This is a genomic window from Parafrankia sp. FMc2 (assembly GCF_041008525.1).
GTDB lineage: Bacteria > Actinomycetota > Actinomycetes > Frankiales > Frankiaceae > Parafrankia.
In genome coordinates this window covers 1-26,626 of the sequence record NZ_JBFLUG010000059.1, presented here as the reverse complement: position 1 = coordinate 26,626, position 26,626 = coordinate 1, and the positions used below count along the sequence as shown (strand labels likewise).

At 72.5% G+C, this 26,626-nt stretch carries 22 protein-coding genes and 1 pseudogene; 13 read left to right on the top strand and 10 right to left on the bottom strand.

Annotated features, from left to right (window positions below; all coding sequences use genetic code 11):
• Positions 1-20: 20 nt before the first annotated feature.
• Positions 21-1,457, bottom strand: a complete 1,437-nt coding sequence (locus AB1460_RS20280; protein ID WP_420497322.1) for an MFS transporter — start codon at positions 1,455-1,457, stop codon at positions 21-23.
• Positions 1,458-1,876: 419 nt separating this feature from the next.
• On the opposite strand from AB1460_RS20280, the pseudogene AB1460_RS20275 reads away from it, so the two are divergent.
• The 4 genes and pseudogenes from AB1460_RS20275 to AB1460_RS20260 all read left to right on the top strand — a co-directional run.
• Positions 1,877-2,224: pseudogene (locus tag AB1460_RS20275) on the top strand (exonuclease domain-containing protein); the annotation flags it as partial.
• Positions 2,225-2,313: 89 nt separating this feature from the next.
• Complete coding sequence (locus AB1460_RS20270; protein WP_368963302.1) at positions 2,314-2,769, top strand: hypothetical protein; 456 nt, start codon at positions 2,314-2,316, stop codon at positions 2,767-2,769.
• Between the two features lie 136 nt (positions 2,770-2,905).
• Positions 2,906-3,826, top strand: coding sequence for a TerD family protein (locus AB1460_RS20265; RefSeq protein WP_368963273.1), 921 nt, complete (start codon positions 2,906-2,908; stop codon positions 3,824-3,826).
• A complete protein-coding gene (locus tag AB1460_RS20260) occupies positions 3,814-4,815 on the top strand; it encodes an aldo/keto reductase (RefSeq protein ID WP_368963272.1) in 1,002 nt (333 codons plus the stop codon). The genes AB1460_RS20265 and AB1460_RS20260 overlap by 13 nt, the downstream gene beginning before the upstream one ends.
• 121 nt (positions 4,816-4,936) lie before the next feature.
• On the opposite strand, the gene AB1460_RS20255 is transcribed toward AB1460_RS20260, so the two are convergent.
• Positions 4,937-5,596: a TetR/AcrR family transcriptional regulator gene (locus AB1460_RS20255; protein ID WP_368963297.1), complete on the bottom strand. Its 660-nt coding sequence runs from the start codon at positions 5,594-5,596 to the stop codon at positions 4,937-4,939.
• Positions 5,597-5,692: 96 nt separating this feature from the next.
• Between AB1460_RS20255 and AB1460_RS20250 the strand changes: the two genes are divergently transcribed.
• Positions 5,693-6,712, top strand: a complete 1,020-nt coding sequence (locus tag AB1460_RS20250; RefSeq protein ID WP_368963270.1) for an NAD-dependent epimerase/dehydratase family protein — start codon at positions 5,693-5,695, stop codon at positions 6,710-6,712.
• A gap of 91 nt (positions 6,713-6,803) precedes the next feature.
• Here the strand turns inward: AB1460_RS20250 and AB1460_RS20245 are convergent, their stop codons facing one another.
• Genes AB1460_RS20245 through AB1460_RS20235 form a run of 3 tightly spaced genes read right to left on the bottom strand, consistent with a single transcriptional unit; the run spans position 6,804 to position 10,754 of the window.
• Positions 6,804-7,391: a hypothetical protein gene (locus tag AB1460_RS20245; RefSeq protein WP_368963268.1), complete on the bottom strand. Its 588-nt coding sequence runs from the start codon at positions 7,389-7,391 to the stop codon at positions 6,804-6,806.
• Positions 7,392-7,408: 17 nt separating this feature from the next.
• A complete protein-coding gene (locus AB1460_RS20240; protein ID WP_368963267.1) occupies positions 7,409-10,015 on the bottom strand; it encodes a hypothetical protein in 2,607 nt (868 codons plus the stop codon).
• Between the two features lie 19 nt (positions 10,016-10,034).
• Positions 10,035-10,754, bottom strand: a complete 720-nt coding sequence (locus AB1460_RS20235; protein WP_368963266.1) for an HAD family hydrolase — start codon at positions 10,752-10,754, stop codon at positions 10,035-10,037.
• Between the two features lie 177 nt (positions 10,755-10,931).
• Here AB1460_RS20235 and AB1460_RS20230 point away from each other — a divergent pair, with 177 nt between their 5' ends.
• The gene (locus AB1460_RS20230) at positions 10,932-11,270 is read left to right on the top strand and encodes a hypothetical protein (protein ID WP_368963264.1); all 339 of its coding nucleotides are present in this window, start codon (positions 10,932-10,934) and stop codon (positions 11,268-11,270) included.
• Here the strand turns inward: AB1460_RS20230 and AB1460_RS20225 are convergent.
• Positions 11,263-11,895 (bottom strand): GNAT family N-acetyltransferase, encoded by a 633-nt coding sequence (locus tag AB1460_RS20225; RefSeq protein WP_368963263.1) that lies wholly within the window; start codon positions 11,893-11,895, stop codon positions 11,263-11,265. The genes AB1460_RS20230 and AB1460_RS20225 overlap by 8 nt on opposite strands.
• A gap of 115 nt (positions 11,896-12,010) precedes the next feature.
• Between AB1460_RS20225 and AB1460_RS20220 the strand changes: the two genes are divergently transcribed.
• The 3 genes from AB1460_RS20220 to AB1460_RS20210 all read left to right on the top strand — a co-directional run bounded on the left by AB1460_RS20220 (position 12,011) and on the right by AB1460_RS20210 (position 15,436).
• The gene (locus tag AB1460_RS20220; protein ID WP_368963262.1) at positions 12,011-12,478 is read left to right on the top strand and encodes a helix-turn-helix transcriptional regulator; all 468 of its coding nucleotides are present in this window, start codon (positions 12,011-12,013) and stop codon (positions 12,476-12,478) included.
• Between the two features lie 5 nt (positions 12,479-12,483).
• Positions 12,484-12,894, top strand: coding sequence for a VOC family protein (locus tag AB1460_RS20215; protein ID WP_368963260.1), 411 nt, complete (start codon positions 12,484-12,486; stop codon positions 12,892-12,894).
• A gap of 124 nt (positions 12,895-13,018) precedes the next feature.
• Positions 13,019-15,436 (top strand): ATP-binding cassette domain-containing protein, encoded by a 2,418-nt coding sequence (locus AB1460_RS20210; RefSeq protein WP_368963259.1) that lies wholly within the window; start codon positions 13,019-13,021, stop codon positions 15,434-15,436.
• Positions 15,437-15,496: 60 nt separating this feature from the next.
• On the opposite strand, the gene AB1460_RS20205 is transcribed toward AB1460_RS20210, so the two are convergent.
• Positions 15,497-16,279 (bottom strand): class I SAM-dependent DNA methyltransferase, encoded by a 783-nt coding sequence (locus tag AB1460_RS20205; RefSeq protein ID WP_368963258.1) that lies wholly within the window; start codon positions 16,277-16,279, stop codon positions 15,497-15,499.
• 128 nt (positions 16,280-16,407) lie between these two features.
• Positions 16,408-17,049, bottom strand: a complete 642-nt coding sequence (locus AB1460_RS20200) for a hypothetical protein (RefSeq protein WP_368963257.1) — start codon at positions 17,047-17,049, stop codon at positions 16,408-16,410.
• 249 nt (positions 17,050-17,298) lie between these two features.
• Between AB1460_RS20200 and AB1460_RS20195 the strand changes: the two genes are divergently transcribed.
• Positions 17,299-19,899, top strand: coding sequence for an ATP-binding protein (locus AB1460_RS20195; RefSeq protein ID WP_368963256.1), 2,601 nt, complete (start codon positions 17,299-17,301; stop codon positions 19,897-19,899).
• 14 nt (positions 19,900-19,913) lie between these two features.
• Here AB1460_RS20195 and AB1460_RS20190 read toward each other — a convergent pair whose 3' ends face one another.
• A complete protein-coding gene (locus AB1460_RS20190; protein ID WP_368963255.1) occupies positions 19,914-21,128 on the bottom strand; it encodes an amidohydrolase family protein in 1,215 nt (404 codons plus the stop codon).
• 852 nt (positions 21,129-21,980) lie between these two features.
• On the opposite strand from AB1460_RS20190, the gene AB1460_RS20185 reads away from it, so the two are divergent.
• Positions 21,981-22,751 carry a thioesterase II family protein gene (locus tag AB1460_RS20185; RefSeq protein ID WP_368963296.1) on the top strand — a complete coding sequence of 257 codons (771 nt, stop codon included), beginning with the start codon at positions 21,981-21,983 and terminating at the stop codon, positions 22,749-22,751.
• Between the two features lie 108 nt (positions 22,752-22,859).
• Here AB1460_RS20185 and AB1460_RS20180 read toward each other — a convergent pair whose 3' ends face one another.
• Positions 22,860-24,812, bottom strand: coding sequence for an NAD-binding protein (locus AB1460_RS20180; protein WP_368963295.1), 1,953 nt, complete (start codon positions 24,810-24,812; stop codon positions 22,860-22,862).
• A gap of 245 nt (positions 24,813-25,057) precedes the next feature.
• On the opposite strand from AB1460_RS20180, the gene AB1460_RS20175 reads away from it, so the two are divergent.
• Together AB1460_RS20175 and AB1460_RS20170 are read left to right on the top strand one after the other, a co-directional pair.
• On the top strand, positions 25,058-25,933 hold the full coding sequence (locus AB1460_RS20175; protein WP_368963253.1) for an oxygenase MpaB family protein: 876 nt from the start codon (positions 25,058-25,060) through the stop codon (positions 25,931-25,933).
• Positions 25,934-26,254: 321 nt separating this feature from the next.
• Positions 26,255-26,506, top strand: a complete 252-nt coding sequence (locus tag AB1460_RS20170; protein WP_368963251.1) for a hypothetical protein — start codon at positions 26,255-26,257, stop codon at positions 26,504-26,506.
• Positions 26,507-26,626 lie beyond the last annotated feature (120 nt).

Sequence of the window (26,626 nt, the reverse complement as noted above, 5' to 3'; positions counted from 1 at the left end):
CGCCCCGGCCGGTCGCGGAGCTAGGCCGCCCCGGCCCTGACCTCCGCTGCGGCCGGCGCCGTCACGGCGGCCGGGACGGGTGCGCCGCTGGCGGCCAGGGCTGGCAGCGAGGCCGGCGACGTCTCCGCGTCCGCACGCCGGGGGAGGACGAGGGAACCGAGGAAGGCGACACCGACCGAGGCCAGGCCCACGAGGACCGTGGCGAGCAGGCCGGCGTCCGGCCCGTTCCGGGCGCTCTCGGCGAAGAACAGGGCGCCGACGCCGGAGACACCCAGCGCGGAGGCGAACTGCTGGGTCGTGGTGAGAACACCGCTCACCGTGCCGCTGATATCGGGCGGCGCGGCCGCCATGACACTCGCCGCCAGCGCGGGAATCACCAGCCCGTTGCCGGCACCCGCGAGCATCAGCAGCGGAGTCAGCTCGTAGGCGGAGATGTTGACACCCTCCACCACGGTCACCGCGGCCATGCCGCACAGCGACAGGGCGGTGACCAGTGTGCCCGCGGTCAGCACCCGTGGTCCGTGCACGGCGACGAGCCGGCGGGCCCCCAGTGACGAGAGCGCGAACACCAGGCCGAGCGGCGCGAACATCAGCCCGGCGTTCAGCGGCGAGCGGTGCTGCCCCACCTGCAGGAAGATCGTCAGCGCCAGCAGGAAACCGCCGAAGAAGAGGAAGTAGCCCGCACTCATCACCATGCCCCCGACCACCGGCCGGGAGCGCACCACCGCCGGCGGGATGATCGGGTGCCCGCCGCGGCGGGCCAGCCGCGCCTCCCAGCCGGCGAATCCGCCCAGCACGAGGACATCGCCGGTGAGCGCCAGCCAGGTCCACAGCGGCCAGCCCTCGTCCCGGCCGAGGGTGAGCGGGATCAGCACCAGCCCGATACCCAGTGTCAGGGCGCCGAGACCGACGAGGTCGAGCCGCTCCGGGCGTGCCGCCCGCGACTCGGCGACCAGACGCCGGGCGCCGATCAGCGCCACCAGCCCGACCGGAACGTTGACCAGGAAGATCGGGCGCCAGCCGAGGCCGAAGATGTCCAGGTCGAGCAGCACCCCGCCGAGGACCTGCCCGCAGACCCCGCCGAGCCCGATCGTGACGCCGAAGAACGCGAAGGCCCGCGGTCGCTCCGCGGGCGGGAACGTGACGCTGATCAGCGCGAGCACCTGGGGGACCATCGCCGCCGCACCCGCGCCCTGCAACAGGCGGCCGGCGATCAGCACCCCCTCGTTCGGCGCGAGTCCACACAGCGCCGACGCGGCGGTGAACAGCGCCATGCCGACGAGGTACATCCGGCGGCGGCCGAAACGGTCACCGAGCCGCCCCGCGGTGACCAGCCCGGCCGCGTAGGTGAACGAGTAGCCCCCGACGATCAGTTCGAGGCCGGCGTTGGACGCCCCCAGGTCCGTTCCGATGCTCGGCGCCGCCACGTTGACGACGAACACGTCGAAAAGGCTCATGAAACTGGCGATCAGAATCACCGGCAGCGCGCGCCACCGTCGTGGATCAGGCATTGCCGGGTCGGCTGGTGGCGTCACCGGGCCCCTTCCCATCAGCGTTCGCCGGCCCGGCCGTCCTCACCGGCTGCCGGCCGGAAGAGACGCTCGCTGTCTGCCAGCTCGAAAGTCATCGGTCACAGCGAAGTCCAAACAGGGTGCCGGCATTCCCGCGCCTGATCGCGCCGCCCCGGATATCCGTGCGGAGGTGCGCTCCGCGGCCTTGCTGCCTGGCGTGGCAGGCCGGTCTGGGTTCGCGTTGCTGCAGGTCAGCGGCCTTCGGTGCATCCACGGGTGGGCTGGGGCGACCGCGGACCCGCCTCGGGTGACCCTGGCCACACAGGTACGCCGCGGGCGATTTGTGTGATTCGTCTGGTGGCCATGTGAACTGTGACGAGTTGTATCCACAACAGTACTGTTGTGTGTCCGCTGCCCGTCCTGCCCTCGTCGAACCTCAACAGCACAGGCGGCGCTCCGCCCGCTTTCCGGCCCCCTTCGCGATCGTGGATGTGGAGACATCCGGGCTCGCGGCGGCACGGGGCCGTATCCTGTCGATCGCCGTCATCCAGGTCGACACGCACGGTTCGGTGGAGGCGGAGTGGTCGACGCTGCTCGATCCGGGATGCGATCCCGGTCCGGTGCACATCCACGGCCTCACCCGAGAGCGGCTCGCGGGCAACCCGCGATTCCCGGACATCGTTGACCAACTGCACGCCCAGCTGACAGGACGGGTGCTGGTCGCGCACAACGCGTCCTTCGACTGGCAGTTCCTGGCGGCGGAGGCCGCTCGGGCCACCTGGATCTACCGGTCGAACGGCGGATGTGTTCGTGCGCGCTGGCACGTCGTCTCGACCTGCCACTGCCCGACTTCCGGCTGGCCACGGTCGCCGACTTCTGGTTCGTCCCCTTCGAGAGGCAGCATGACGCGCTGTGTGACGCCCGGGTCGTCGCGACGGTCCTGCCGCACATGCTGGCTCTCGCCATCGACCAGGACGTGGAGCTGCCCATTACGATCAGCGGCCGGGTGCCGGCGCCGCTACCGGTCCGGGCTCCCAGGGCGCGTTGTGCGTTCCTGAACCCGGGCCAGCTCACCACCGCCGGACTCGTGCAGGGAATGCGCGTGGCTCTCACCGGCGAGACAGGCACCCCGCGGGCCACCCTGGAACGGCTCCTCGCCGACGCCGGGCTGGCCGTCGCGGATGCTGTCAGCCGACGCACCAGCGTCCTGGTCGCCAACGACAGCGTTGCTGGCAGCGGCAAGGCCGGCCGCCGCTGACGAATCGGCTCGCTTCGCTGAAGTCGCAGGTAGCGGACCCCGGGACACGGGAGGCACGGTGAGTCCGCCGGTTCGTGCGGCCTCGGGTGGCCGGCAAGCAACCCGCCCAGCGGCACGACCGCTCGGTGTCCGGCGTGTGCTGGTCCTGGGCGGGCCGCATGCGGACGCCGCCGCCGTCCGGGAACGTGTCATCGAGTCCGGCGGTCTCGTCGCGGTGAACCTGACCGCGAGCGTGACCGACGTGGTGTGCCTGCCCGGCGGTGAGACCGACCGCCGGATGACCCGCATCCGGAGTCGGGGGCTCCCCGTGACCACGGCGGAGACCTTCCTCCGCCTCCTGGAGAACCTGGCTGCCGGCGGGCCTCGGCCGCCCGGTGGCACAACGGCCTCTGAGCCTCGCGCACTCGTCCGCGGAGCGGTCGTCGATCTTCCGACGGCAGCGGTCGGCACGCGGTGGACGGTCGCCGCGAACTGGGCCTGGGACAGCACCGTGGAGATCGACCTGGTCGCCTTCCTGGTCGGCGTCGACGAGCTGGTCAGCGACGACGACGATGTCGTGTTCTTCAACCAGCCCCGCACGGACGACGGCGCTGCCGCGCTCAGCGTCGACGGACCGTCCGAGCAGGCCATCGCCCTGGATCTCGCCCTGTTGCCGAGCTCCGTGCACCGGGTGGTCGTCGCCGCGCTCGGCGACGGTCGGACCTTCGGAGAGATCGGTCCGGTCAGCGTGGCGGCCCGAACACCGGATGGTCTGCCGTGGCTGAACGCGACGATGGATGCGGCGACCACCGAGCAGCCCCTCATCCTGGCCGAGGTGTACCGCCGCAACGGCCTGTGGCGTTCCGTGCGGTGGGGCAGGGCCACGACCACGGACTTGCTGCACTGGCGCGCTCCTACGGGGTGGACACCGAGGACTGACCGGCGGCGCGGAGCCAGCGGAACGACCGGGTGCGGGGCAGGAAGCCGGCCCGTCCTGCCAGGAGCTCGTGGCAGAGTGATGGCCGGGTCCCTGCCATGCCGTCGTCGCGGAGAGGACGCTATCTCGTGGAGTACGTGAAGCTGGGGTCGACCGGTCTGGAAGTCTCCCGGGTCTGCCTGGGTTGCATGAGCTACGGAACGCCCGGGAAGGGGACGCACCCGTGGTCCCTGGACGAGGAGGCGTCCCGGCCATTCTTCCAACGGGCCGTCGAGTCCGGCGTCACCTTCTTCGACACCGCGAACGTCTATTCCCTGGGCCGCAGCGAGGAGATCACCGGCCGGGCCCTGAAGGATCTCGCTCGGCGGGACGAGGTCGTCATCGCCACGAAGGTCCAGGGGCGGATGCGTTCCGGCGCCAATGGCGGTGGTCTTTCACGCAAGGTCATCATGACGGAGATCGACGCGAGCCTGCGCCGCCTCGGTACCGACTACGTCGACCTTTACCAGATCCACCGCTGGGACGACTCGACGCCGCTGGAGGAGACTCTGGAGGCCCTGCACGATGTTGTGCGTGCCGGAAAGGCCCGCTATATCGGCGCCTCGTCGATGTACGCGTGGCAGTTCGCCAAGGCGCTGTTCGTCGCCGAGCGCCACGGGTGGACGCGTTTCGTGTCCATGCAGGATCACTACAATCTGCTCTACAGGGAAGAGGAGCGGGAGATGCTCCCGCTGTGCGCCGACCAGGGCATTGGAGTGATTCCCTGGAGTCCGTTGGCGCGCGGCCTTCTCACCCGCGACTGGGACACAGGCACCACCCGCACCGAGACCGATGCCTTCGCCAGAACGCTCTACCAGGACGACGACCGGCTCATCGTCGAGGAAGTTGCCAAGATTGCCGCCGAGCGCGGTGTGAGCCGGGCTCAGGTGGCGCTGGCCTGGGTTGCGCGCAACCCCGTCGTCGTCGCACCGATCGTCGGCGCGACGAAACCCCACCATCTTGACGAGGCCGTCGCCGCGCTCGACCTTCTGCTCACCGAGGAGGAGGTCGCCCGCCTGGAGGCGCCGTACCGTACCCGCCCCGTCGCGGGGATCTCGGTGCCGCCCCGGCGTCGTCCGGCCCAGAACTGATCAGTGTCGATGCCGTGACCGCAGGATCCGCCGGGGTCGGGCGCCGTTCGGCTGGGACGCGGCAGCGGACACAGCTGCTGGCGGTCCGCGCCGAGCATCGCGGACCGCCCAGGTCGCGGCACTAGGCAGGCGGTCGTCGCAGCAGTTCCTCGACGGCCGACGCAACGCGGCGGATCATCTCATCGGGCGTCGTGCCGAGAACAGCGCAGCGGGCCTCGACCGGGCCGTCGAGCCACAGCGTCACGTAGCCGACCGCCAGCGACCAGAACATGTGCAGCACGGGTTCCGGGTCGCCGGGAGGAACGGCGCCTTCGTCCTGCGCGGCCAGAACAACCGACCGTAGCAACTCGATCGGGCGCACTCCTGCCGCCGTCACCTCCGGATGCGCGGCCGGTTCGGCGAGTTCGGGGCGCAGCATCACGCGCATGTGTGCTGGATGATCGGCGGCGAAACCGGCGTAGGCCACGAGCAGTTCACACAGGGTGGCGACGGCGTCGGAGCTGCCGGCCCGCGCGGCGTCGAGCCGAGTGAACAGCAGGTCGTGCCCGTCCACGACAATCGCCGCGAACAGCGCCGCCCGGTCGGGAAAATGATGGTAAGGAGCGCCCGAGCTGACTCCGGCCTCCCGTGCGAGCCTGCGCAGGCTCAGCGCCCCGACACCTTCCGCCGCCACCAGGTCCAGACCGGCGGCGAGGAGTCGCGCGCGTAACGCGCCGTGGTGGTAGGGCCGCCCGCCGGGGTCGACGCCCGAGTCGGCGTGCTGATCAACGCCTTGGCGCATCGTCACAGTGTATCGCTTGACCTGTCTATCTAAGCAGTGCTTAGGTGCCAGTCTAAGCACTGCTTAGATATCCCTGGTCAACCACCGGAGCAGCCGATGTCCCGACCCCTCGCCCTTGTCACCGGCGTGACCGGCTTCGTCGCCGGCCACTGCGCGATCGACCTGCTCGACCACGGCTTCGATGTCCGTGGCACGGTCCGCGACCTGTCACGGGCACCCGTCGACCACCTGCGTGCCGCCGCGCGGCGGACCGGAGGGCGGCTCGAGTTCGTCCCGGCCTCGCTGCTCGAGGACCCAGGCTGGGACGCCGCCGTCGACGGCGTCACGGTCGTCGAGCACGTCGCGTCGCCGGCACCGAAGTACCGTCCCCGCGACGAGGAGGAACTGATCCGTCCCGCGGTCGACGGCACCCTGCGTGTGCTCCGAGCCGCGGGCCGGGCCGGAGTGCGGCGGGTCGCGCTGACCTCGTCGGTCGAGGCCGTTCGCAGCGGGCACGACATGTCCGGCGGGCGGGAGTGCACCGAGGACGACTGGTCGGTCGTCGAACGCTGCGAGCCGTACGCCAAGAGCAAGACGCTGGCCGAACGGGCCGCCTGGGCCGAGGCCGAACGACTAGGGCTGGAGCTCGTCGTCCTCAACCCGGGCCTCATCCTCGGCCCGGTCCACGGCCCGGAGATCAGCGTCTCGGTCGACGTCGTGCGGCAACTGCTCACCCGGCAACTGCCGGCGCTGCCTCGACTCGGCTTCGCTCCGGTGGACGTGCGCGACGTGGCCGCCGCCCACCGACTGGCGCTTCAGACGCCGGAGGCCGTCGGCCGCCGGTACATCCTGGCGACCGAGGCCATCTGGCTCGCGGACATCGCGCGGACTCTCGCCCGCGAGTACAACCCCCGCGGCTTCCGCGTCCCGGAGCGGCCGATCCCCAGCTGGACGGTCCGGCTCGGCTCGCGGGTCAACCCCACCCTGCGACTCGCGCTGCCGCTCCTCGACACACCGGCCCGCACCTCGTCCGCCCGTGCTCGCGCCGAACTGGGCTGGACCACCCGCGACGTGCGGACCACCATCGTCGAGACCGCCGAGTCACTCATCGCGAGCGGCACGGTCCCCCAGCGCTGAGCGGATGGGCGGCCGATCGGGCCGGTGCAGGCATCCTGCCGGGCGTGGTGGCCGGGCGTGGCTGCAGCAGCCCCGTCCGCGAGACCCTGTCTCAGATCACCGTGTCCGGGTCACCGGCGAGATCGTCCGGGTACGCCTGGACGTCGTGGTAGGCGTCATGGACGGCCGCGTGGTCGTGGTCAGGTCCGAACTCACGGTCGTTCTCCGTCGGGTCGTCGAACCCGGGATAGCCATCATCGGTGGCGGCGGGGTCGTCGCGCCCGAGGCCTGGGTCTGCCTGGTCATCGCGGTTCTTGCCCCCGTCAGGAGTGCCGTCGCCGCCGTGCCTGACGCTGTGCTCGTGATCGTCGGCGGCCTTCGTCCCGTCCGACTCCCGGTGCTTCTCGTGGTCGCCATCGTGGTCGCCGGCGCCATCGTGATCGCCGGCGTCGATAGCGCTCGCGGTGTGGCCGTCCGAGACCATGGCCGCACCGGCGTTCGACTCGTGCGCCGGGCCGGTGTGCGGGTCGCCGTCCCAGCCGCCGTCCCAGCCCTCGCCCCACCCGTGATGGGCGTCGGTGTGGTCGGCGGACGGGTCGTCGGCGTGCCGGGCCGGGGGCAGCCCGGGGTCGTCGTGCGGCCCGGCGTAGGTGTCGACGTGTGGGCGGGCCCGGTCGAACTGACTGCTGAAAATCGACATGTCCGCTGCCTCCGCGGTCAGAAGTCGGCGAACCGGGGAGTGCTGACGGCGTCCCGGGCGGCGCGCACATGATCGGCGATCGCACCCCGGCCCACCCGGATCCCGGCGTTCGCCGGGTAGCGTCGCAGGACGTCCAGCCGGGCGAGCCGCCGCCCGACGCCGCGCAGGACCGCCTCCCGGCTGTCGGCGGGTGCGCCGCGCAACTCCTGGGCGAGCCGGCGCGCCGTCTCCCACCGCAGCGCGAACAGGTTCTCGGTGAGGACGTAACCCAGCACCGGCAGTGTGGTCGTCACCAGGGTGTTCCACCGGTCGAGCACCGTGGCCCACCCTCGCGCCGACTGTGCCCCGACCGCGGCAGTGCGCTTCTCTCCCTGCGCGTAACGGGTGTAGACCTGGCTGGCACCCGAAACCAGGAACACCGGATTCAGCAGGGCGGCGACGCCGAGCGACACCGCCGCGCTGGTGTAGTCGGGCCGTGGAAGCGCCGCCGGGTCGAGGTCGAACAGCCGCGCGACCTGCGCCGCCAGCTGGCCGGTCTCGGCGGCGGCCCGCTGCGCCGGAGCCAGCGCGGAGCGCAACCGGGTCTCCTGCGCCTTCAGCCAGGCCGGCTCCCGCCCGCCGGTCAGCGGCTCCAACAGCCGGGCGTCCCGGTGCCGGACGAACGCAGGCAGGACGGATCCGACCTGGTCGAGGTGCCGCTGCAACTCGACCAGACCCTCGGCGAGCATCGCGGCCGTCCGTGCCCGGCTCTCGTCGTCCGCCGGAAGCGGCACCCGACCGCCCAGTCCCGCGCCGGCACCGCCACCACCACTGCCGACATCCACGCCCACGCCGGCGCTGCCGAGCAGGGCGGCGTGCAGCTCGTAGAAGGGCCCGAAGATCGTGTAGAGGAAGTAGTCCTCCTCCAGCCCGACCGCTGCGCGCAGCATGTCGGGGATGTCGCGCGGGTCCGCCAGCGCGTGCCGGCCGGCGACGATCTCGGTGTGGACCGCCCGTACCAGTTCCAGCTGCCCCACGATCGTCGTCTCCGCCGCCGCAGTGGCCACCCGCAGCTCCGCGCGCGACTCGGTGGACGTCCCGTCGACCAGCCGCAGGTCGGTGTGCGGCAGCAGCAGGTCCACACCGGGGCCGCGGACCCGTAGCGCGTCCGCCGCCACCGCGCAGGCGACCGGGCGCCCGTCCGCCAGCTCGGCAGGGTAGGGGCCCTCGGCCAGCGTCAGCTCCGCGGCGGTGCGCAGAGCCGGATGCTGGTGCAGGCGCCGGCCGAACACCGCCGACTCGCTCTGCACCGTCACCGGGCCATGGTCCGGGTCGAAGATTACGAACCGCTCGGCGGAGCCGGCGACCCGAAGCCGCGGGTCCACCAGGTCGAAGCGGGCCACCACCTGGGAGCTGTGCAGCTCCTGCAGCTCCAGGGTGGTGTCGTGGAGCACGCAGTCGAGCCGGGCCGTCTCGGCGCTGCCCGCCACGCCCCGCGCGGAGACCGGCGCGGACGTCCCGACGGTGGAGGTTCCGCCGGCTGAGGTTCCGGGGGCTGAGGTTCCGGGGGCGCCGGCGCCGGCGATACCGGCCGTGGCCACCACCGTGCCGGTGGTGCCAGCAACGCCGGTCGGGCCGCTGCTGGCGGCGTCGGCGGTCGGCGCCGGTGCCGTGGCCCCGGCGTCACCGGGCTTCGTCAGAGCCACCGGTCCGCCCCCGGAAACCACTGTGGATCCGGGCGCCGTCCCGCCGACGGAGACCGAGGTGGCGGCCCCGGGAGTGGGCGCCGTCGCGTTCAGGAAGGCGTGCAGCACCTGCGGGGTGACCAGGTGCAGAATCGCGCCGGTCAGGAAACGGCCGTCGAGGACGGCCCCGCCCCGCAGCTGCGCGGCCGCCGGGCCGGCGGCGCTCAGCTCGATCCGGTTCCGGGGCCACTCGACCAGCGTCCGCCCGCGGGACCGCAGCTCCAGCCGCCCACCGCGCACCACGACGTACGCCGTCAGCTCCGGCGCCGTGGCGTGGGCGACGGCCGTCGAGCCCGCGGCGGCGGTCATGGCAGTGGTGGCGGTCATGGCAGTGGTGGTGGCGGCGACCGGCCCGGGCCCGGCCGGTGCGGCAACGGGGTCATCCTCGAACAGCGGCGTCACTGACACCGCGCACGGGCTGACGAACGTCGTCGACGCGGCATCCGGCAACAGCCGGCCGTGCAGGCCGGTGAGGGTGGCAAGCGCCTCAGGCGGCAGCGGACCGGGCGTGGACGCGCTCAGCGTCCGCCCAGCGGGAAGCCGCAGGTCGACGACGAGGCGGCTGCTGTACGCGACGAGCTCGACGGTCACGTCCGGGTCGACGGCTGGTTCGAGCGCGCAGACGGCACCCGCGCCGAGCACGCTCGTCTCGTGGACGTACACCGCCGGATGGTCGGTGATCAGCACCCGGCGGCTTCCCATCAGGGAGAAACCGCTGGAGGCGTGCTCCCGCAGCGGGAACCAGGCGCTGTCGAACACGATCCGGCCCTGGACCGGCGGCGGTGGCGCCGGCGCGGCCGGCGAACCGATCGGAAGCCGACCGGTCAGCCGCGCGGCCCGACCCGCGCCCGGCCCCTGGCCAGGCAGCCCCTGGCCAGGTGGGCCCTGGAATCCCTGCATCTGCCCCGTCCCGTCTCCACTACACCGGCAGGCCGTCTGTGCCGACGGTGCCGAACGCCGCCCGTGCCAGCACGGCGACATCGGTCAGATCCGGCAGGACCGCATCGGCGCCGGCGGCAGCGAGCTCCGCCACCGTGGTCTCACCCGTCGCCACCGCGACCGACCGGACCCCCGCGTCGCGGGCGCCCTGCACGTCGTACGGCGTGTCTCCGATGACGACGACCCGGGCTGGCGCGAACACCCGCCCATAGGCGGCCCCGGCCCGCGTGACCGCCTGCCGGACGAGCTCCGCCCGGTCGAGGCTGTCGTCGCCGTAGCCGCCGACGGCCAGGTCGAGATGGTCGGTCAGCCCCAGCGCGCGCAGCTTGGAATCGGTGACCGATCGGATGTTACCGGTCACCACTGACTGGACTGCCCCGTCGGCCGCGAAGCTCGCGACCGCCTCCGCCGCACCCGGCATCGGCCGCCCGACCTCCCGCATCCGCCCCTCGATCGACCGGGCCACCCGCCCCATCGCGTCGTACAGCGCGGCAAGGGTCGCCTCGTCGGCCGGGACGTCGTTGAGCCGCAGCGTCTCGAGGAGGATGGCCCGCTCAGTCCGGCCGGTGGTGCCCGCCCGCTCGCGCAGTGGACGCCCGACCGTCTCGGCGAAGGCCACGGCATGGATCTCCTGGCCCAGCGGGCGGACAGTCAGCAGAGTCGCGTCTATGTCCCACAGAATCAGCGCGGGTTCGGCCACCGCGCCATGATTCCACGCCGAGGCGGGCACGTCCGGCACGGATCCGCGCCGCAGGCCGGCAGGCCCACGGTCGCTTCGGCCAGCTCAGGCGGCGCGGGCGCAGACAGCAGCCCGCCGCTGGCCGCCTTCGTCGGAAAACGCGGGGCAGCCCATGCTCATGGTTGTCAAAATGGGCGAATGACTGGCGGCGGGGCGAACGGGGCGGGCCCGGTGCTCGTGGCGGAGCTGACCGCGGCTCTGGACGCGACTCCCGGAGCCTGGGAGGGCTGGGACGCCGCCGACGACCGGACCCGCGAGCTGTTCGCAGCCTGGGTTGCCAAGCCCCGCAGCGCGTGGATCCGCCGGCAGTACGCGGAGTCAACCGCCTTTCACACCACCCATGGGGCCCTCGGACAGACGGTCGTGGGTAGCGAGCGATCTGATCTCGTCGTGGACGTCGCTGGAGATGTCGCGGAGTCCGTTGCCGTGAGCCTGGCCGGCCGCCTGGTCCACCTCGTCGGAAACCTGATCAACTGACATCGTGGCTGCTCGCGATGGGGACGTCGGTCCGGATCGTGGACGCCCAGTCGCGCGGTTCGACCGGGGACTGCGGCGGGTTGGGTGGCGACTGGATGTACCAGCCGACGTCGTGCCAGCGGCCGAACTTGTGGCCGGTGTTCGGGTGGATGCCGATGAGCTGGAAGCCCAGCGCGGTGTGCAGGGCCACGCTTGCGGGGTTCGGCTGGGTGATCCCGGCGAACAGGCTGACGTAACCGAGAGCGCGGACCTCGGGGATCAGCCGTTCGTACAGCACCCTGCCCAGCCCCCGCCCGCGATGCTCTGCCTTCAGGTAGACCGAGACGTCGGCTGACCAGCGGTAGGCCGTCCGCGGGGCGTGCCTGCTGGCGTGCGCGTAGCCGGCCGCTTCGCGATCAACCTCGACGATCAGCCACGGCAGCCGTGGCCGGGCCTCCATACGGGCCAGGATGTCCTCGACGCTCGGCGTGACCTCCTCGAACGAGGCCGCTGTCCGCTCGACCCACGGCCTGTAGACCGACTGGATGAAGGCCGCGTCCGCCTGCCCCGAAGCGGACCTGACCGCGATCTCGGTCGATGTCGCCGTCCCCGTCGTCCTGTCGCCGACCGGCTGTTCGCGTTCCATGAACGCCATTGTCGACGTCGGCCTGCCGGCTGTGCCCGTGTGGCGCAGGGGCGCGGTGGCGCTCGCAGGCTGACGGTGTTGGGTGACCGTGGTGGGGCGTGGCACGATTGCGCAGGTGACGAGCAGCAACGCCGCCGAGCGGCATCTGCGTGACCTCGCCCGCCTGCGCCGCGTTCGGGACCGGATCGACCGGGAGTACGCCCGCCCGCTGGACGTCGAGGCGCTCGCCCGCGGCGTGCACATGTCGGCGGGGCACCTCAGCCGGGAGTTCCGGCGTGCCTATGGCGAGTCGCCCTACGGCTACCTGATGACCCGGCGGATCGAACGGGCGATGACGTTGCTGCGCCGCGGCGATCTGAGCGTGACCGAGGTGTGCTTCGAGGTGGGCTGCTCGTCGCTCGGAACGTTCAGTACCCGGTTCACCGAGCTGGTCGGTGTGCCGCCGAGTGTCTATCGGCGTGAGGCGGCCCGCGCCACCGCGGGAATGCCGCCGTGCGTGGCGAAGCAGGTCACCAGGCCGGTCCGGGCCGCCAGACCGGTCAGGAATCGAGAAGCGGCGGTGACGGGGCCGCACGTAGCGTGACGGCCATGGACATCGCCATTCACTCGACCTTCCTCCCGCACGACGACCCCGAGGCCTCCCTGGCCTTCTACCGGGATGTTCTCGGCTTCGAGGTGCGCAACGACGTCGGCTACTCGGGCCTGCGCTGGATCACCGTAGGCCCCGCCGGGAAGCCGGGGACGTCCATCGTGCTGCACCCGCCGGCCGTGGACCCGGGCATCACCGAGGACGAGCGCCGCACCATCACGGAGATGATGGCCAAGGGCACCTACGCCAGCATCCTGCTGGCCACCGCCGACCTGGACAAGGCGTTCGACGAGCTGCAGTCCGGCGGCGCCGAGATCGTCCAGGAGCCGGCCGAGCAGCCGTACGGGGTGCGTGACTGCGCTGTCCGTGACCCCGCGGGTAACCTGATCCGCCTCCAGGAACTGCGCTGACCGGGGAACCGCACCGACCAGGAACCGCGTTGGTCCAGGAACCGCGGGACCGCCTGACCGACCGCTCGCCCGCCTGCCCCCGCCCGACGGAACGCCCCGCCTGACGGACCCAGCTGGAGACACGATGAGCACGGCCACGAAGACCGATCCGCAGCCGACGGAGCAGCGGCCGCCGCACCCCCGCGAACCGTCGCGGTCGCACGCCGCCGACAGCCACGACCTGATCCGCGTGCAGGGCGCCTGTGAGAACAACCTGAAGGACGTCAGCGTCGAGCTGCCGAAGCGGCGGCTGACAGTGTTCACCGGTGTCTCCGGCTCGGGCAAGAGCTCGCTGGTGTTCGGCACGATCGCCGCCGAGTCACAGCGGATGATCAACGAGACCTACAGTGCCTTCGTTCAGGGCTTCATGCCGACGCTGTCGCGGCCCGAGGTCGACGTCCTGGAGGGGCTGACGACCGCGATCATCGTCGACCAGCAGCGGATGGGCACCGACCCCCGTTCGACGGTCGGTACCGCCACCGACGCGAACGCGATGCTGCGCATCCTGTTCAGTCGGCTCGGGCAGCCGCACATCGGCTCGCCGAACGCGTACTCGTTCAACGTGCCGTCGGTGCGGGCGAGCGGCGCGCTCACGGTCGAACGCGGTTCCAGCAAGACCGTGAAGACGACCTTCACCCGGACCGGCGGCATGTGCCCGCGCTGCGAGGGCCGGGGTTCGGTCTCCGACATCGACCTCACCCAGATCTTCGACGAGTCGCTGTCGCTCACCGCGGGGGCGATCACCGTCCCCGGGTACAGCGCCGACGGCTGGTTCGGGCGCATCTTCGCCGCGGTCGTGCCGGGCGACGTGCCCATCTCGGCGTTCACGAAGAAGCAGCGCCAGGAGTTCCTGTACGGCGAGGCCCGCAAGATCAAGGTCGACGGCATCAACCTGACCTACGAGGGCCTCATCCCGCGGATCCAGAAGTCGTTCCTGTCGAAGGACGTCGACGCGCTGCAGCCGCACGTCCGCGCGTTCGTGGAGCGGGCGGTGACGTTCACGACCTGCCCCGAGTGCGCGGGGACGAGGCTCTCCGAGGCCGCCCGCTCGTCGCGCATCGGCGGGGTCAACATCGCCGATCTCTGCGCGATGCAGATCAGTGACCTGGCCGGCTGGGTACGCGGGCTCGACGAGGCGTCGGTCGCACCGCTGCTCGCCGCGCTCGCGAACACCCTCGACTCGTTCGTCGAGATCGGGCTGGGCTACCTCTCGCTGGACCGCCCGTCCGGCACGCTGTCCGGCGGCGAGGCGCAGCGGGTCAAGATGATCCGCCACCTCGGCTCGTCACTGACCGACGTCACCTATGTGTTCGACGAGCCGACGACCGGTCTGCACCCGCATGACATCGCGCGGATGAACGACCTGTTGCTGCGGCTGCGGGACAAGGGCAACACCGTCCTCGTCGTCGAGCACAAGCCGGAGACGATCGCGATCGCGGACCACGTCGTCGACCTCGGCCCCGGCGCCGGGACGGCCGGCGGCACCGTCTGCTTCGAGGGCACCGTCGACGGACTGCGGGCGAGCGACACCCTCACCGGCCGCCACCTCGATGACCGGGCCGCCCTCAAGGCGAGGGTCCGTACTCCCACCGGGGAGCTGCCGATCCGCGGGGCGTCGGCGCACAACCTGCGCGCGGTGGACGTCGACATCCCCCTCGGCGTGCTGGTCGTGATCACCGGCGTGGCCGGTTCCGGCAAGAGCTCGCTGGTGCACGGGTCGATTCCGGTCGGCGCGGGTGTGGTGTCGGTCGACCAGAGCGCGATCCGCGGCTCCCGGCGCAGCAACCCGGCGACGTACACGGGCCTGCTCGACCCGATCCGCAAGGCGTTCGCGAAGGCCAACGGCGTGAAGCCGGCGCTGTTCAGCGCCAACTCGGCGGGGGCCTGCCCGGCCTGCAACGGAGCCGGCGTCATCTACACCGATCTGGGGATGATGGCCGGTGTGTCCTCCACCTGCGAGGAGTGCGAGGGCAGGCGGTTCGAGGCATCCGTCCTCGACCATCATTTCGGCGGGCGTGACATCAGCGAGGTCCTCGCGATGTCGGTGGCCGAGGCCGAGGAGTTCTTCGGCGCCGGCGACGCCCGCACCCCGGCCGCGCACGCCATCCTGCGCCGGCTCGCGGACGTCGGGCTCGGCTACCTCAGCCTCGGCCAGCCGCTGACCACACTGTCCGGCGGTGAGCGGCAGCGGCTCAAACTCGCCACCCACATGGCGACCAGGGGTGGGATCTACATCCTGGACGAGCCGACGACCGGCCTGCATCTCGCCGACGTCGAGCAGCTGCTCGGCCTGCTCGACCGGCTGGTGGACGCCGGCACGTCGGTCATCGTGGTCGAGCACCACCAGGCGGTCATGGCGCACGCCGACTGGATCATCGACCTCGGCCCCGGCGCCGGGCACGACGGCGGCCGGATCGTGTTCGAGGGCACCCCGGCCGACCTCGTCGCCGCCCGCTCCACTCTCACCGGCCAGCACCTCGCCGACTACGTCGGCACGCGGTGACCGGCACGCGGTGACCGGCCCGGGCGGGCCGGCCCGGGCGGGCCGGCGGCCAGGGAGCCGTCATCCGCCCGGCACGGCCGGTTTCCGCCAGACGGAGACGTGGAGGCCACTGGCCGCGGTGAGCGGCTGCCGCGACCAGCCGCCCCAGCGTTCGGCGAGTTCCAGCCCGGCGAGGCGGCCCATCAGGTCCAGCTCCGCCGACCAGGCGTAGCGCATGGTGAGCGGGTAGCTCTGCTGCCCCGCCGGTCCGAACGTGAGATGACGGACATGCACCCGCTGCGTGATCGGGTCGTGGCGGGTGAGGCTGATCCGCGCCGTGTGCCCGGTGAGATCGTCGACCTGCACCCGCTGGCCATGGTCGAACAGGGTCACATCGGGGACGAAGGCCTCCACCACGAAGGCCCCGCCGGGCCGCAGCGCGGCGGCGACGTTGCGGAAACACCGCACCTGGGTTTCCTGCTCGGTCAGCATGAAGAAAGTGTTGAAGACGACGAACACCATCTCGAAGGGCCCGCCGGGCGCCGCGACGTCCGCGAAGTCACCGGTGGCGACCGGGATCTCCCGCCCGCCGGGTTTCTCCTGCAGCCGGGCGACCATGCGCCCCGACGCCTCGATACCGGCGACCGTGACGCCCCGGGCGGCCAGCGGCAACGCGACCCGGCCGGTGCCGATTCCCAGCTCCAGCACCGGCCCGTCGCCCGCGTGCGCCTGCAGGAAATCAACCGCCGGCGTTTCCGCCGTGCTTTTCTCCGGGCCGGAGTACCAGTCGTCGTAGACGTCGGCGATCCCATCGCCATAGGACGTCAGACCGTCGGGGGAATGCTGCGCTCTCGTCGCGGACATGCGCCTATTCTGGCGGCCGTGTCGATTTCGCGCACCCGGTTTTTCCGTACCTCCGACGCTGTTTGTGGAAGCCATCGGTGCTGTTGCTCCGCACCGCCGGACCGTGGCGGACCGGCGAGCAGGCACGGTCAGGGTGACAGGGGAGTGGTCCTGGCGGATGCCCGCGCGAGATGGCGGCGGACCAGCGCCTCGTCCCTCGCGCTGGAGGTGGTGATCGTCCACAGTGGCCCCGCGATCAGATGCCGTGGGCCGGGAGCGGTCTCGCGTTGCCAGCGTTGCCGGTCCTGGACGTCCGCGTACACGTCGATGGACACCCGGCCCTCGGCGGTGCCGCCCTGGGCGGTGCGGCCCTCGGCGGTGCGGCCCTGGGCGGTGTCGCTGTCGGCGGCGCGAAGCCAGATCCGTGACGCCCACCGCCCGTATCCGTTCGGCCTGGCCCCGGGATCGCCCGTGGCATCCTGGCCGCCTCCGGCCAGCACAATGACCGTCAGCCAGGTGGTGAGCCGCCGGCCGGCGGCCTCGTCGAGCGTGCCCTGTCGTGGTCCGAGTGCGATGAGCGAGCTGCCCGTGGACGGCGTCGTCACGACGGGAGGCGTGGCGCCCGGCGCGCCGGAACCGCGCGCGGCGGGCACGACTCTCCCGCAGGCCGCGAACGCGCAGAGAACGAGCGCGGCGGCTGTGGCAGCGCGGACGACAGCGAAGGCGGCCATGGTCCGCCATGGTGGCGGGCGGCTGACCAGGGGCCGGTGCGGCGCGCGGATCACCGCCATGCCAGTGACGCTGTGCGGCAAGCCGACGGTTATGGGCGCTCATCCACTCCGAGACGACCGGGCAGGTTCCCGCCGCGGAACCCGCACAGTTCCCGTCGGCACCGACATTTCCTGGGCTCAACATCTCGTTTAAAAAGGTAGAGAATGACGGGCTGCTGGCGGGCGCGCACCATGGACGATCAGTGCGGGTGAATGGAGGCTTCCGGGCACCCGCTCTCCGACCGACCTCCGCCATGACAGGGTGAACATATGGGGACGCGCGACAGGGACATGGCGGTGCCGACGGCGCCGGTGGGTGTTCTGGCGTCCGTGGGGGCACTGGAGCCGGTAGGGCCCCCTGCCCGGTCCGCGTCCGCGGTTCCGGTGCGGTTTCCGCGGTGGGACGGCGGCCGCGACCTGGAGCGTCCGGGTGACCATGCTCCGGCGGGGTCGACGCGGGCCGGTGCGGCGCTGGAACGGTCGGTGGTCCGTTCGCTCGCGGTACTGCGGGCGGCGGTGTGTCTCATCACCGTGATCTATCTGTTCCTGTGGCGGTCGTGGTACGAGGAGAAGCCCGCCGCGGTGCTGGTGATCGTGGGCACCGCGGCCTGGGGTGCGTTCTTCGTCGTGCGGAGCCTGCGCCACGGTGTCGGCGAGCGGATGGCGGCCGCGACGGTGGCGGTGGCCGCGGTTCCGGTGCTGCTCAGCCCGTTCTGCCTGCCACCGCCATCGATCGGCGATACCGGGAACTGGGTCCTGCTCGCCGTTCTGCACGCCGGGCTGACCGCGGGGTGGGCGCTGTCCCCGCGCCGGTTCGCGGCGGCTGAGGCATGCCTGGTCCTCGCGGTGGCCGTGGGCGGGCATGAGGGGCGCCCGCAGGTGTTCACCGCTGTCACGTTCACGATCGTGGTGCCGGTGCTGTTCGCGTGTGCCGCGGTGCGGCTGCGGGCTTCGGGCCGCCGCGCCGACGACCGTCTGACCTCGGCGATGCTGGGCCATCGCGCCCGGCTGCTCGTGCTCACGCTGGACCATGACCGCCGCGAGCGCCAGCGGGTCCTGCACGACACCGTGCTGAACACGCTCACCGGCCTTGCCTGGGGCGGCGGCGACGATGTCGCTCTGGCCCGCCGCCGGTGCGGGGCGAGTGCGGATGCCATCCGGCGGTTGCTCGCCTACGACTTCGGGCCGCCGCCGGTCGGGCTCGACGCGGCGCTCACCGCGGCCGTCGCGAGTGCCGGCGACCGCGGTCTTGTCGTGCACCTGCAGGGGACCTCGCCGTTCGAGCGGTCCGTGCTGGCGGCGTCGGAGGAGCCACCGGCGGCGGTCGTCGCCGCGCTGGCCGGGGCGACCGGTGAGGCGCTCGCGAACGTGGCGCGCCACGCGGGGACGGGCGAGGCCTGGGTACGGGTGGCGCGGGCCCCCGGGCGGCTGACGATCCGGGTGTGTGACCAGGGCGCCGGCTTCCAGCCGGGCCGGGCTGCCCCCGACCGGCTCGGGGTGCGCCAGTCGGTGCTCGCCCGGGTCCGCGACGCCGGCGGCCTGGCCACCGTCGAATCGGCGCCCGGGCAGGGCACCGTCGTCACGATGCGCTGGCCGGCCGGTCCGTCGGTGCCGGCGGCGCCGACACCGACACCGACACCGACAGCGGCGGCCGGGGCCGGGTACGAGGCGGAGTACGGCGAGCGGGCCGGCGCGGAGCTGGTGCGGGAGACGACCGCCGCGGCCCTGCGCCGGGACTACAGCTCCGGCCTGCGTGCCGTGGTCGCCGGTGTCGCACTCGCCTGGCATGTGCTGATGCTGGTGCCGCTGTTCGGCACCCTCGGGCGCGTGCACTCCCCGCTCGCCGCCCTCGGGATCTGGTGCGCGCTGGGGCTGGGGACGCTCGCCGTGGCGAAGGTGTCCCGGCCCCGGCCGCTGTCGGGCGCGGAGGCTGCCGGCCTGACCGCGCTGTCGGTCGGCGCGGTGCTGGCCAGCGTCAACGTCGACGACACCGAGCTGCTGCGCATCACGAACTGGCCGCTCATCGTGGTGGCGCTGCTGCTGGCCTTCGTGACCGCCTCCCGGACGGCCGCGCAGGCGATCGCCGCCGGCACCGTCGCGCTGGCAGCGGTGGTGGTGACGGTGGTCGTACGCGGCGCGACCGACCCGCTGACGCTCTCGCGCCTGCTGTCCCTCGCCTACGGCATCCTCGGGCTGCAGCTCATGGTGGCGATGATCGGGCCGCTGCTGCGCCGGACCGCCGACACCACCGCGCTGGCCGTCCGGACCGAGGCGGAGACGCTCGCCGGGCAGGACTCGGACGCGATGATCCGCGCGGGGCGGGCCCGCTGGCTGGGCGCCATCCGCGGCGAGGTCCTGCCCATGCTGGATGCCCTCGCCGGCGGTGACGCCGATCCGCGGGACCCGCGGTGGCGCCGGCTGTGCGCACGACAGGCGGCGGGCATCCGGCGGATGCTCGCGCGGGACGGTGCCGGCGCCACCCTGGCCACGCTCGCCGAGGACATCGAAGCCGTGGCGGCCGCCGCGGAGGGGCGAGGGATGACGGTCGAGGTCCAGATCGCCGGCGAGTCGGGCGCGGTGCCGCTCGCCGTCCCGTTCGACCTGCGGGCCGGGCTGGTGGACCTGATCGACCGCACCCTGGCGATCCTGCCGGAGAACCGGGCGATGCTCACCATGTGGAGCGGCACCGACGGCGGCAGCGTGTTCGTCTCCGCCGCCTGGCCCGGCGGCCGCGAACCGCCGGCCCTCACCGGCGCCGTCCAGGCTCTCGTGGACGTCGACGACGGCCGCCTCACCGTCGAACTGCGGTGGCGGTCAGCGCAGCCTCCCACCGCCAGCGCAGCCCTGGCAGCCAGCGCTGACCTGACCTGACCGGCCCTGATTGCTCAGCGCAGCCGACGAGCGAGGGCGGGGAACAGCCGCAGGGCGTTGCCGCGCGCGATCGCGGCGCGGGCCTGCCAGTCGAGTGCCGGATCTGCGCGCAACGCCGCCACGCCGTCGCCGAGTGTGGCCGCGGGGATCGCGTTGTAGTCGGACCCGAAGAGGATCTTGTCGCTGCCGGCAGCGGCGAGCAGGCTCGGCGTCGAGTACGGCGACATGGGGCCGGCGGTGTCGTACCAGAACCGGCGCAACGCCGACCGGACGACCGCCGGGTCGGCCCCGTACCCCAGCGCACGACCCAGCGAGAGCCGGCCGGCCAGGTAGGGGAACGCCCCGCCACCGTGCGCGAGGATCCAACGGATCCGCGGATGGCGGTCGAGCGCGCCGGACACGATGAGCTGCACGGCGGCCCGTCCGGTGTCCGCCGCGTAGTCCATCAGGAAGGCCGGCACCGCGATCGGTGACGCACCGGGCAGGTCGTAGGGGTGCACCAGCGCCACGCCGTCCCGCGCGTCCAGCGCCGCCAGCACCGGTTCCAGCGTCGGGTCGCCGAGGTAGCGGGTGCCGGCGTGGGTGGTGAGCAGCACCCCGTCGGCTCCGAGCTCGTCGTAGGACCGGTTGATCTCCCGGACGGCGTCCGCCGCGTCCAGCAACGGGATCGTGGCGAGCCAGCCGAAGCGGTCCGGGCGTGCGGCTGAGATGGTGCTCAGGCTGTCGTTGACGATCGTCGACAGTTCGACGGCCAGTGCCGGAGTGGGGGTGAACGCGGCGGGAACGGCCGCGGAGACGAGCGCCAGCTGAATGCCGTACTGGTCCATGGTGGCGATGGCGGTGTCGATGTCCCACTGGGTGTTGAGGGGGCCGCCGGAGGGGGGGATCACCCCGTGCGCGATCAGCCAGTCCCGGACGGGCACCGGCATCATCGCGTGGTGGTGCACGTCGATGCGCAGCGGCATCTCCCGGCGGCGGGATCCGGCCGGCTCTCCCGGCTGGCCGGGCAGCAGCGACGACGACGGGGCCGGTGCCGGGGAGGTCGTGGCGGCGGCTGTCCCGCCGGCCGCCACCGTGGCCCCGGCCACCACGCCGGTCGCGGTCAGCAGCAGGCTCCGGCGGGAGGCGCGGCCCGCCCGGTGATCCACGCCTGACCGGCCGGGGGAGAGGCTGGGCTCCGCCTGCGGCGGGTCGGAAACCTGATCTGCGTCGCGATCGAACATCACCATGTGTTCCTCTCTGAATTCCTACTGTTACTGACATGCTGTCCCTGGAAGGTGCCTGATGGCGTGATCGTCGGGCCGCGCGTCGGTGCGGGGTGTGGGCGCCCGCGCAGACGGGCTCAGCGGAATCCAGGCCGCACGAAGGCGCCGGCGAACTGCTGGGCACGCCCTGCCGCGGTCGCTGATCCGGGCCGAAAGAGCGTGCAGCGGCAGAATGGAACGAAGGTGAACGGGCGTGCGCACGGGAACGGGCGGGAGTGTGGGTCCGGGGTGGCGGCGGGAACCCGGAAGACGAAACGGCAGACCAAATTCTCCGGCATGGTGCTGGAATTCAATCACGCCGAATGTCTGGATGGGCAGGATATGCATCCAGGTGGCCGCCCGCGCGCGCCCCGGAAACCCCCCGCCCGGTTCAGCTGGGTGGTGTCGGAACGGGTCTTCGCCGGATACACCCCGCAGGCGGCCGCCGCCTCCGTAATTTCATGTCAAACCCCCCGAATGGCACACCGCTCGACGGTGCTACCGCCTCCCCCGGGCAGCCGACGGCCGGGCCGCCGCATTGTTGCCGGCTGTTGCCCGTCTCTTGAAATCATAGGACTTTTATCGGGGCGGAGGAAGTATCGCTGTGTTCTCTGTCATAGCTCGACCTGAATGTGCGTCACCGTGGCTTCGGTTCTGGTGCCGGGCCGGGCCACCGCGGATCACGGAGCCTCGCGGGCAGCCGCCGGACGTCTGGACGCCGGAGGCGGGCGCGCGTCGGCCGGCCCCGCGGAGGCGTCAGGTGACCGGTGGCCGGAATGCGTGATGTGATGACGATGTCCGCAGGTGAGCCGCGTGCCTGCGCTGTCCCCTCTCCCGATGGTGGTGACCGTGACCGGCGACGTCGACCGGTGGATCCGGCAGTTCAGACCGGCCAACGAGTCCGGCCCACGGCTGGTGTGCTTTCCGCACGCGGGAGGCGCGGCGACCTTCTTCCACCCGCTGTCCCAGGCTCTCGCCGACGTTGCCCAGGTCGTCGCGGTGCAGTACCCGGGCCGTCAGGATCGGCTGGCCGAGCAGCCGCTGACCAGCATCGAGGCGCTCGCCGACGTGGTCGCCGCGACCCTGATGCCCTTCGGGGACCGCCCGCTCGCCCTGTTCGGGCACAGCATGGGGTCGATCGTCGCCTTCGAGGTGATCCGGCGGCTGGAGAACACCCCGGGTGCTCCCGAGCCGCTGATCCTGTTTCCGTCCGCCCGGCCGGCGCCGTCACGGGGGCGTCCCGGCTCGGTGCACAGCCGGGACGACGACGCCGTCCTCGCGTCGATCGCGCGGCTCGGCGGCACCGATCCGCGCATCCTGGACGATCCCGAGTTCAGGCAGATGATCCTGCCGGCGGCGCGCGCCGACTACCAGGCGATCGAGACCTACCGCAGTGAGCCCGGCGCCGTCATCAACGCGCCGATGCGGGTGATGATCGGCGACAGTGACCCGGCGGTGACCCGGGACGAGGCACTCGCCTGGCGCCCGCACACCACCGGCGACTTCGATCTGGCCGTCTTCCCCGGCGGGCACTTCTACCTCAGCACGCAGCTCGCCGCGGTCGCCGACCGCATCCGCACGGGCCTGCTCGGCGTCGCCACCCGTTGATCCCGTTGATCCGTTCGCCCCGAGGCCCGTCCGCCGCGCGCTGGGCCCGAGACGCCCGCCGGCCCGCGCGGACCACAGCCTGCGCCGGCCGGCGGCCAGGGCAGGCACTCAACGCGGGGCGGCGGGAGCCGGGGGACGCTGGTCGCGGCGCCCCAGGCTGATGACCTTGCTCGCGGGCCCCACGACGAGCAGTTCGGTCGCGTCACCGGCACCCGCTCTGCTTACCCCGAGGACACGGACCCCGGCGATCGTGCCGTCGACTGATCCGATCGGCTCGCCGTCGCCGTCGCCGTCGCCGTCGCGGCCGTCGCGGGCACGCTTCGGCATGCGCACGACCAGAAACGGCGTCTGCTCGGCGTAGAAGGAGCTGACCACGTCCTGGCCGACGGCCGCGGCGAGGAAGTACGGGACGGCCAGGGCGGTGGCGCTGCGTGCGGTGTGGATGCCGAACCGGTGCTCGATGTCGTCCGCCAGCGCCGTGTCGAGGACCCGGGCGACGACGCGCAGCGGCAGACCGCCGGGGCCGGGAGCTCGCGCCTGCCGGGCGGACAGAACGGTCTCCAGATTCGCGTGGCCGTCGCCGGTCATGGCCGCGATGGTGGTCGCGCGTTCCAGCCCGGCCTCCACCAGCGTCGAGCCCACCGTCGCGTCGCCGATCACCACCGGGACGCCGCGTTCCCGGGCGACGGGGAGGTAGCGGTTGTTCTCGTCCCGTTCCACGACCACGACCGGCCGGCCGGCGCGCAGCAGTCCATCCATGGCTGCCACGCCGACCGGGCCGAGCCCGCAGATGATCACGTGGTCACGCACGGTGCGTGCCTGACCGATGCCGAGTATCCGCTCCAGCCGGCGGCTGACGATGACATTGGTGATGAAGGCATAGACGACCGCCACCGCCAGCGCCCCGAACAGCATCAGGCAGATGCCGAAGACCTGGAGCCATGTGTCGGCCGTGCCGAAGTTGTAGTCGCCGTAACCGACCGTGACCATCGTCCCGACGGTGAGGTAGAGCGCGTCCAGAGTGTCGAAGTCGGCCGGCGCGGCCGGGTTGTTGTTCCGGTAGGTCAGGGCGAGCACGACCGTGCTCACGGCCGTCACGGCGGTCACGACCGTGAGGGCCCGCCGGAAGGGTGCGTCAAGCTCCGCACGCATCACGGCGGCAAGCCCTCGCAGGCGCCTGCCGCGGGGCTGGCGGGCACCTCGCCGCCCGGAGCCCCTGCCTGTTGCCACCCCGGCCCTGGTCGCATCGGCGCCGCCGTCGGCAGTCGGAGCGCCGGAGCCGGCCGCCTCGGTGGCGGTGGCAGCGGTGGCGGCGGTGGCGGCGGTGGCGGCGGCAGGGGCGAGCGCGGCGAACATGCGGGCGTGGCGCAGGTCGTCCGACGACAGTCCGCGGGTGCGCAGGTCCGAGAGCCGGCCCAGGACGACCAGCCGGTCGCCGGGCGCGACCGGGACGTCCCGCGGCGGGCAGATGTCGGCGCGCCGCTCGCCGGCACGCCGCAGCGAGACCGGCGTGAGGTCGCCGTACAGCTCGCGGAACGCGGCCCGGCGGGGGACGTCCTCGTCGACCACGGTGAGGATCTCCGCATCACCGGACGTCCCGGCGGGGGCGAATGCGTGGATCACCGACGACTGCAGGCACGCCTCGACGAAGCCCGGCCCGGCGAGCCCACCGACGCTGAGCACCCGGACCTCGGCGATGGTGTCCTGAAGCTGGTGACCGAGCTGGGGATTGTCGATGTTGGCGACGATCCTGATGCCCGGGGCCGCCTCGGCGGCGACGAGACAGGTCCGCAGGTTCTCCAGGTCGGTGCCGCCGCAGGCCACCAGTGCCAGCGCCCGGTCGAGGCCCGCCTCCCGCAGGGATTCCGCGTGCTCGGCCCCCTCCGGGACGAGGGTGACCCCGAGCCGTTCCAGCCGGCGGCGCAGACCGGGCGCACCACGGTCGTCGACGACGACGACGCGGACCCCGGCGGCGTCCAGGTGTTCGGTGATGCTCATGCCGAGTGAGTTCAGCCCGCACACGATCACGTGATCAGTGCCCGACGGTCCGGCGCCCCCCATGGCCGTCACTGAACCATGCCGATGTCGCGCCGCCCGGCTTCCGCCAGCCAGGCCACGCCGCCAGGCCACGCCGTCGGGCGACGCGGCGGGCGGACCGGAAGTTCCGCGATCTCCGGAAAGGCCTGTCGGACCCGTAGGACCTGTAGGACCGTGGGGTGCCGCGGGTGCACCGCGCGGGTACAGGCCGGGACGGGATGATTCCGGTCGGTTGTTCCCGTGGCCTTGCTCGGGAGCATGATGGAGGAGTGGTGCTGCTGAGGTTGCGGATCGACACGGAACCCCTGAGGGCCAGACTGGCCAGCGAGGTGTTCACCAGAGTCGCGGGTACCCAGGGGCCGGAGCGTCGGGAACGCATTCACGAGGCCGCCGGCGAGCGGTGGTTCGGCCCGGACCGGCCCATCCGGCGGGTGCACCGCGACTCGGCGATGTTCGTCGGTGGGCTGCGGGCGCTTCTCCTCCAGTCGCTGCACCCGCTCGCGATGGCGGGCGTGGCGGATCATTCGGACTACCAGCATGACCCGTGGGGCCGGCTGCAGCGGACCAGTTACTTCCTGGCTGTCACGACCTTCGGCCCGGCCGGCGACGCCGAGGAGGCGGTCGCCCGGGTGCAGGCCGTGCACCGGCACATCCACGGCGTGGCATCGGACGGGCGGCCCTACTCGGCGGCGGACCCGCACCTGCTGCACTGGGTTCACGTCGCCGAGGTCGACAGTTTCCTCGCCGCGCACCAGCGTTACGGCGCTCGGCCGCTGAGCCCGCGGGAGTGTGACGGCTACGTTCTCGACACGAGTGTCGTCGCGAAGCGGCTTGGCGTGCCGGACCCGCCGCGCACCCGGGCCGAGCTCGCCCGCCAGCTCGCCGCCTTCCGCCCGGAGCTGGAAGGCACCCCGCACGCCCGGGAGGCAGCCCGATACCTGCTGCTGCGGGCGCCGCTGCCGGCGCTCGCCCGGGTTCCCTACAGTGCCCTCGCCGCCGCGGCTGTCGGGCTCATGCCGGCCTGGACCCGCTGGCCGCTGCGCCTGCCGTACCTGCCCGTCGTCGAGGGCACCTGGTGGCGGCTCGCCGGGCAGGGCGCCGTGTCGAGCATCCGTTGGGCCACCGAACCGCGCGACCAGCGATAGCCACCGCACCCGGCGGGGAGCGGTCAGAGCGGCCGACCGGACAAGCGGGTGGGCGGTCAGGGCGACCGGTCTGGGAACGGGCGCGTCCCCCTCACAAGACGCGCCTGCTCACCAGACCGGCTGCCTGGTGGCCGTCCTCCGGTGGGAACCATCCGGCACCGGGGCGACCGGGCGGGAGCAGCCAGCGACTCCGCGGCCCGGGCGGACGGGGGTCCGGTTCCCGGGGCCGGTGGTTGGCGGCGGCTCCTGTGAGAAGTACGCCGCCCGGCGTCCGGACCCGCGCCCGGATACGGCGGGAGTCGGCTGGGTAGGTGATCCATCATGCTGAAGTGGCTGCGCCGGAAGGCGTCCGGGACGCCCGACTCGGATCAGGTGAACAGCTCGTCGTGGAATCCGTCCGGATGGTGGTGGTGCATGGAGCACAACCGGGTCGAGAACCCGCCGGACTCGCCGGGCCACCGGCGCCTCGGCCCCTACCCGACCGCGGCGGACGCCGAGAACTGGCGCGACGACGTCGACCGCCGCAACGACAAGTGGGACGAGGAGGACCGCCGCTGGGCCGGCGACCGCTAGCCCTGTCTTCCGCACGTGCGTGCGGTGAGCCAGCTGCTTGGTCTCTTGTTCGGATCACGTCGGGGTGACCGCGATCGGTAGTGACAGGCCTGGGACTGTTCCTGGCTGTGACGGTCGTGA

What these genes read in the sequence shown, in the direction of transcription:
- AB1460_RS20280 (WP_420497322.1), bottom strand. Translation starts at nt 1,457, where the DNA reads ATGAGCCTTTTCGACGTGTTCGTCGTCAACGTGGCGGCGCCGAGCATC.
- AB1460_RS20270 (WP_368963302.1), top strand. Translation starts at nt 2,314, where the DNA reads ATGTGTTCGTGCGCGCTGGCACGTCGTCTCGACCTGCCACTGCCCGAC.
- AB1460_RS20255 (WP_368963297.1), bottom strand. Translation starts at nt 5,596, where the DNA reads ATGCGCCAAGGCGTTGATCAGCACGCCGACTCGGGCGTCGACCCCGGC.
- AB1460_RS20250 (WP_368963270.1), top strand. Translation starts at nt 5,693, where the DNA reads ATGTCCCGACCCCTCGCCCTTGTCACCGGCGTGACCGGCTTCGTCGCC.
- AB1460_RS20245 (WP_368963268.1), bottom strand. Translation starts at nt 7,391, where the DNA reads ATGTCGATTTTCAGCAGTCAGTTCGACCGGGCCCGCCCACACGTCGAC.
- AB1460_RS20240 (WP_368963267.1), bottom strand. Translation starts at nt 10,015, where the DNA reads ATGCAGGGATTCCAGGGCCCACCTGGCCAGGGGCTGCCTGGCCAGGGG.
- AB1460_RS20230 (WP_368963264.1), top strand. Translation starts at nt 10,932, where the DNA reads ATGACTGGCGGCGGGGCGAACGGGGCGGGCCCGGTGCTCGTGGCGGAG.
- AB1460_RS20225 (WP_368963263.1), bottom strand. Translation starts at nt 11,895, where the DNA reads ATGGAACGCGAACAGCCGGTCGGCGACAGGACGACGGGGACGGCGACA.
- AB1460_RS20215 (WP_368963260.1), top strand. Translation starts at nt 12,484, where the DNA reads ATGGACATCGCCATTCACTCGACCTTCCTCCCGCACGACGACCCCGAG.
- AB1460_RS20210 (WP_368963259.1), top strand. Translation starts at nt 13,019, where the DNA reads ATGAGCACGGCCACGAAGACCGATCCGCAGCCGACGGAGCAGCGGCCG.
- AB1460_RS20205 (WP_368963258.1), bottom strand. Translation starts at nt 16,279, where the DNA reads ATGTCCGCGACGAGAGCGCAGCATTCCCCCGACGGTCTGACGTCCTAT.
- AB1460_RS20200 (WP_368963257.1), bottom strand. Translation starts at nt 17,049, where the DNA reads ATGGCGGTGATCCGCGCGCCGCACCGGCCCCTGGTCAGCCGCCCGCCA.
- AB1460_RS20195 (WP_368963256.1), top strand. Translation starts at nt 17,299, where the DNA reads ATGGGGACGCGCGACAGGGACATGGCGGTGCCGACGGCGCCGGTGGGT.
- AB1460_RS20190 (WP_368963255.1), bottom strand. Translation starts at nt 21,128, where the DNA reads ATGGTGATGTTCGATCGCGACGCAGATCAGGTTTCCGACCCGCCGCAG.
- AB1460_RS20185 (WP_368963296.1), top strand. Translation starts at nt 21,981, where the DNA reads ATGGTGGTGACCGTGACCGGCGACGTCGACCGGTGGATCCGGCAGTTC.
- AB1460_RS20180 (WP_368963295.1), bottom strand. Translation starts at nt 24,812, where the DNA reads ATGGGGGGCGCCGGACCGTCGGGCACTGATCACGTGATCGTGTGCGGG.
- AB1460_RS20170 (WP_368963251.1), top strand. Translation starts at nt 26,255, where the DNA reads ATGCTGAAGTGGCTGCGCCGGAAGGCGTCCGGGACGCCCGACTCGGAT.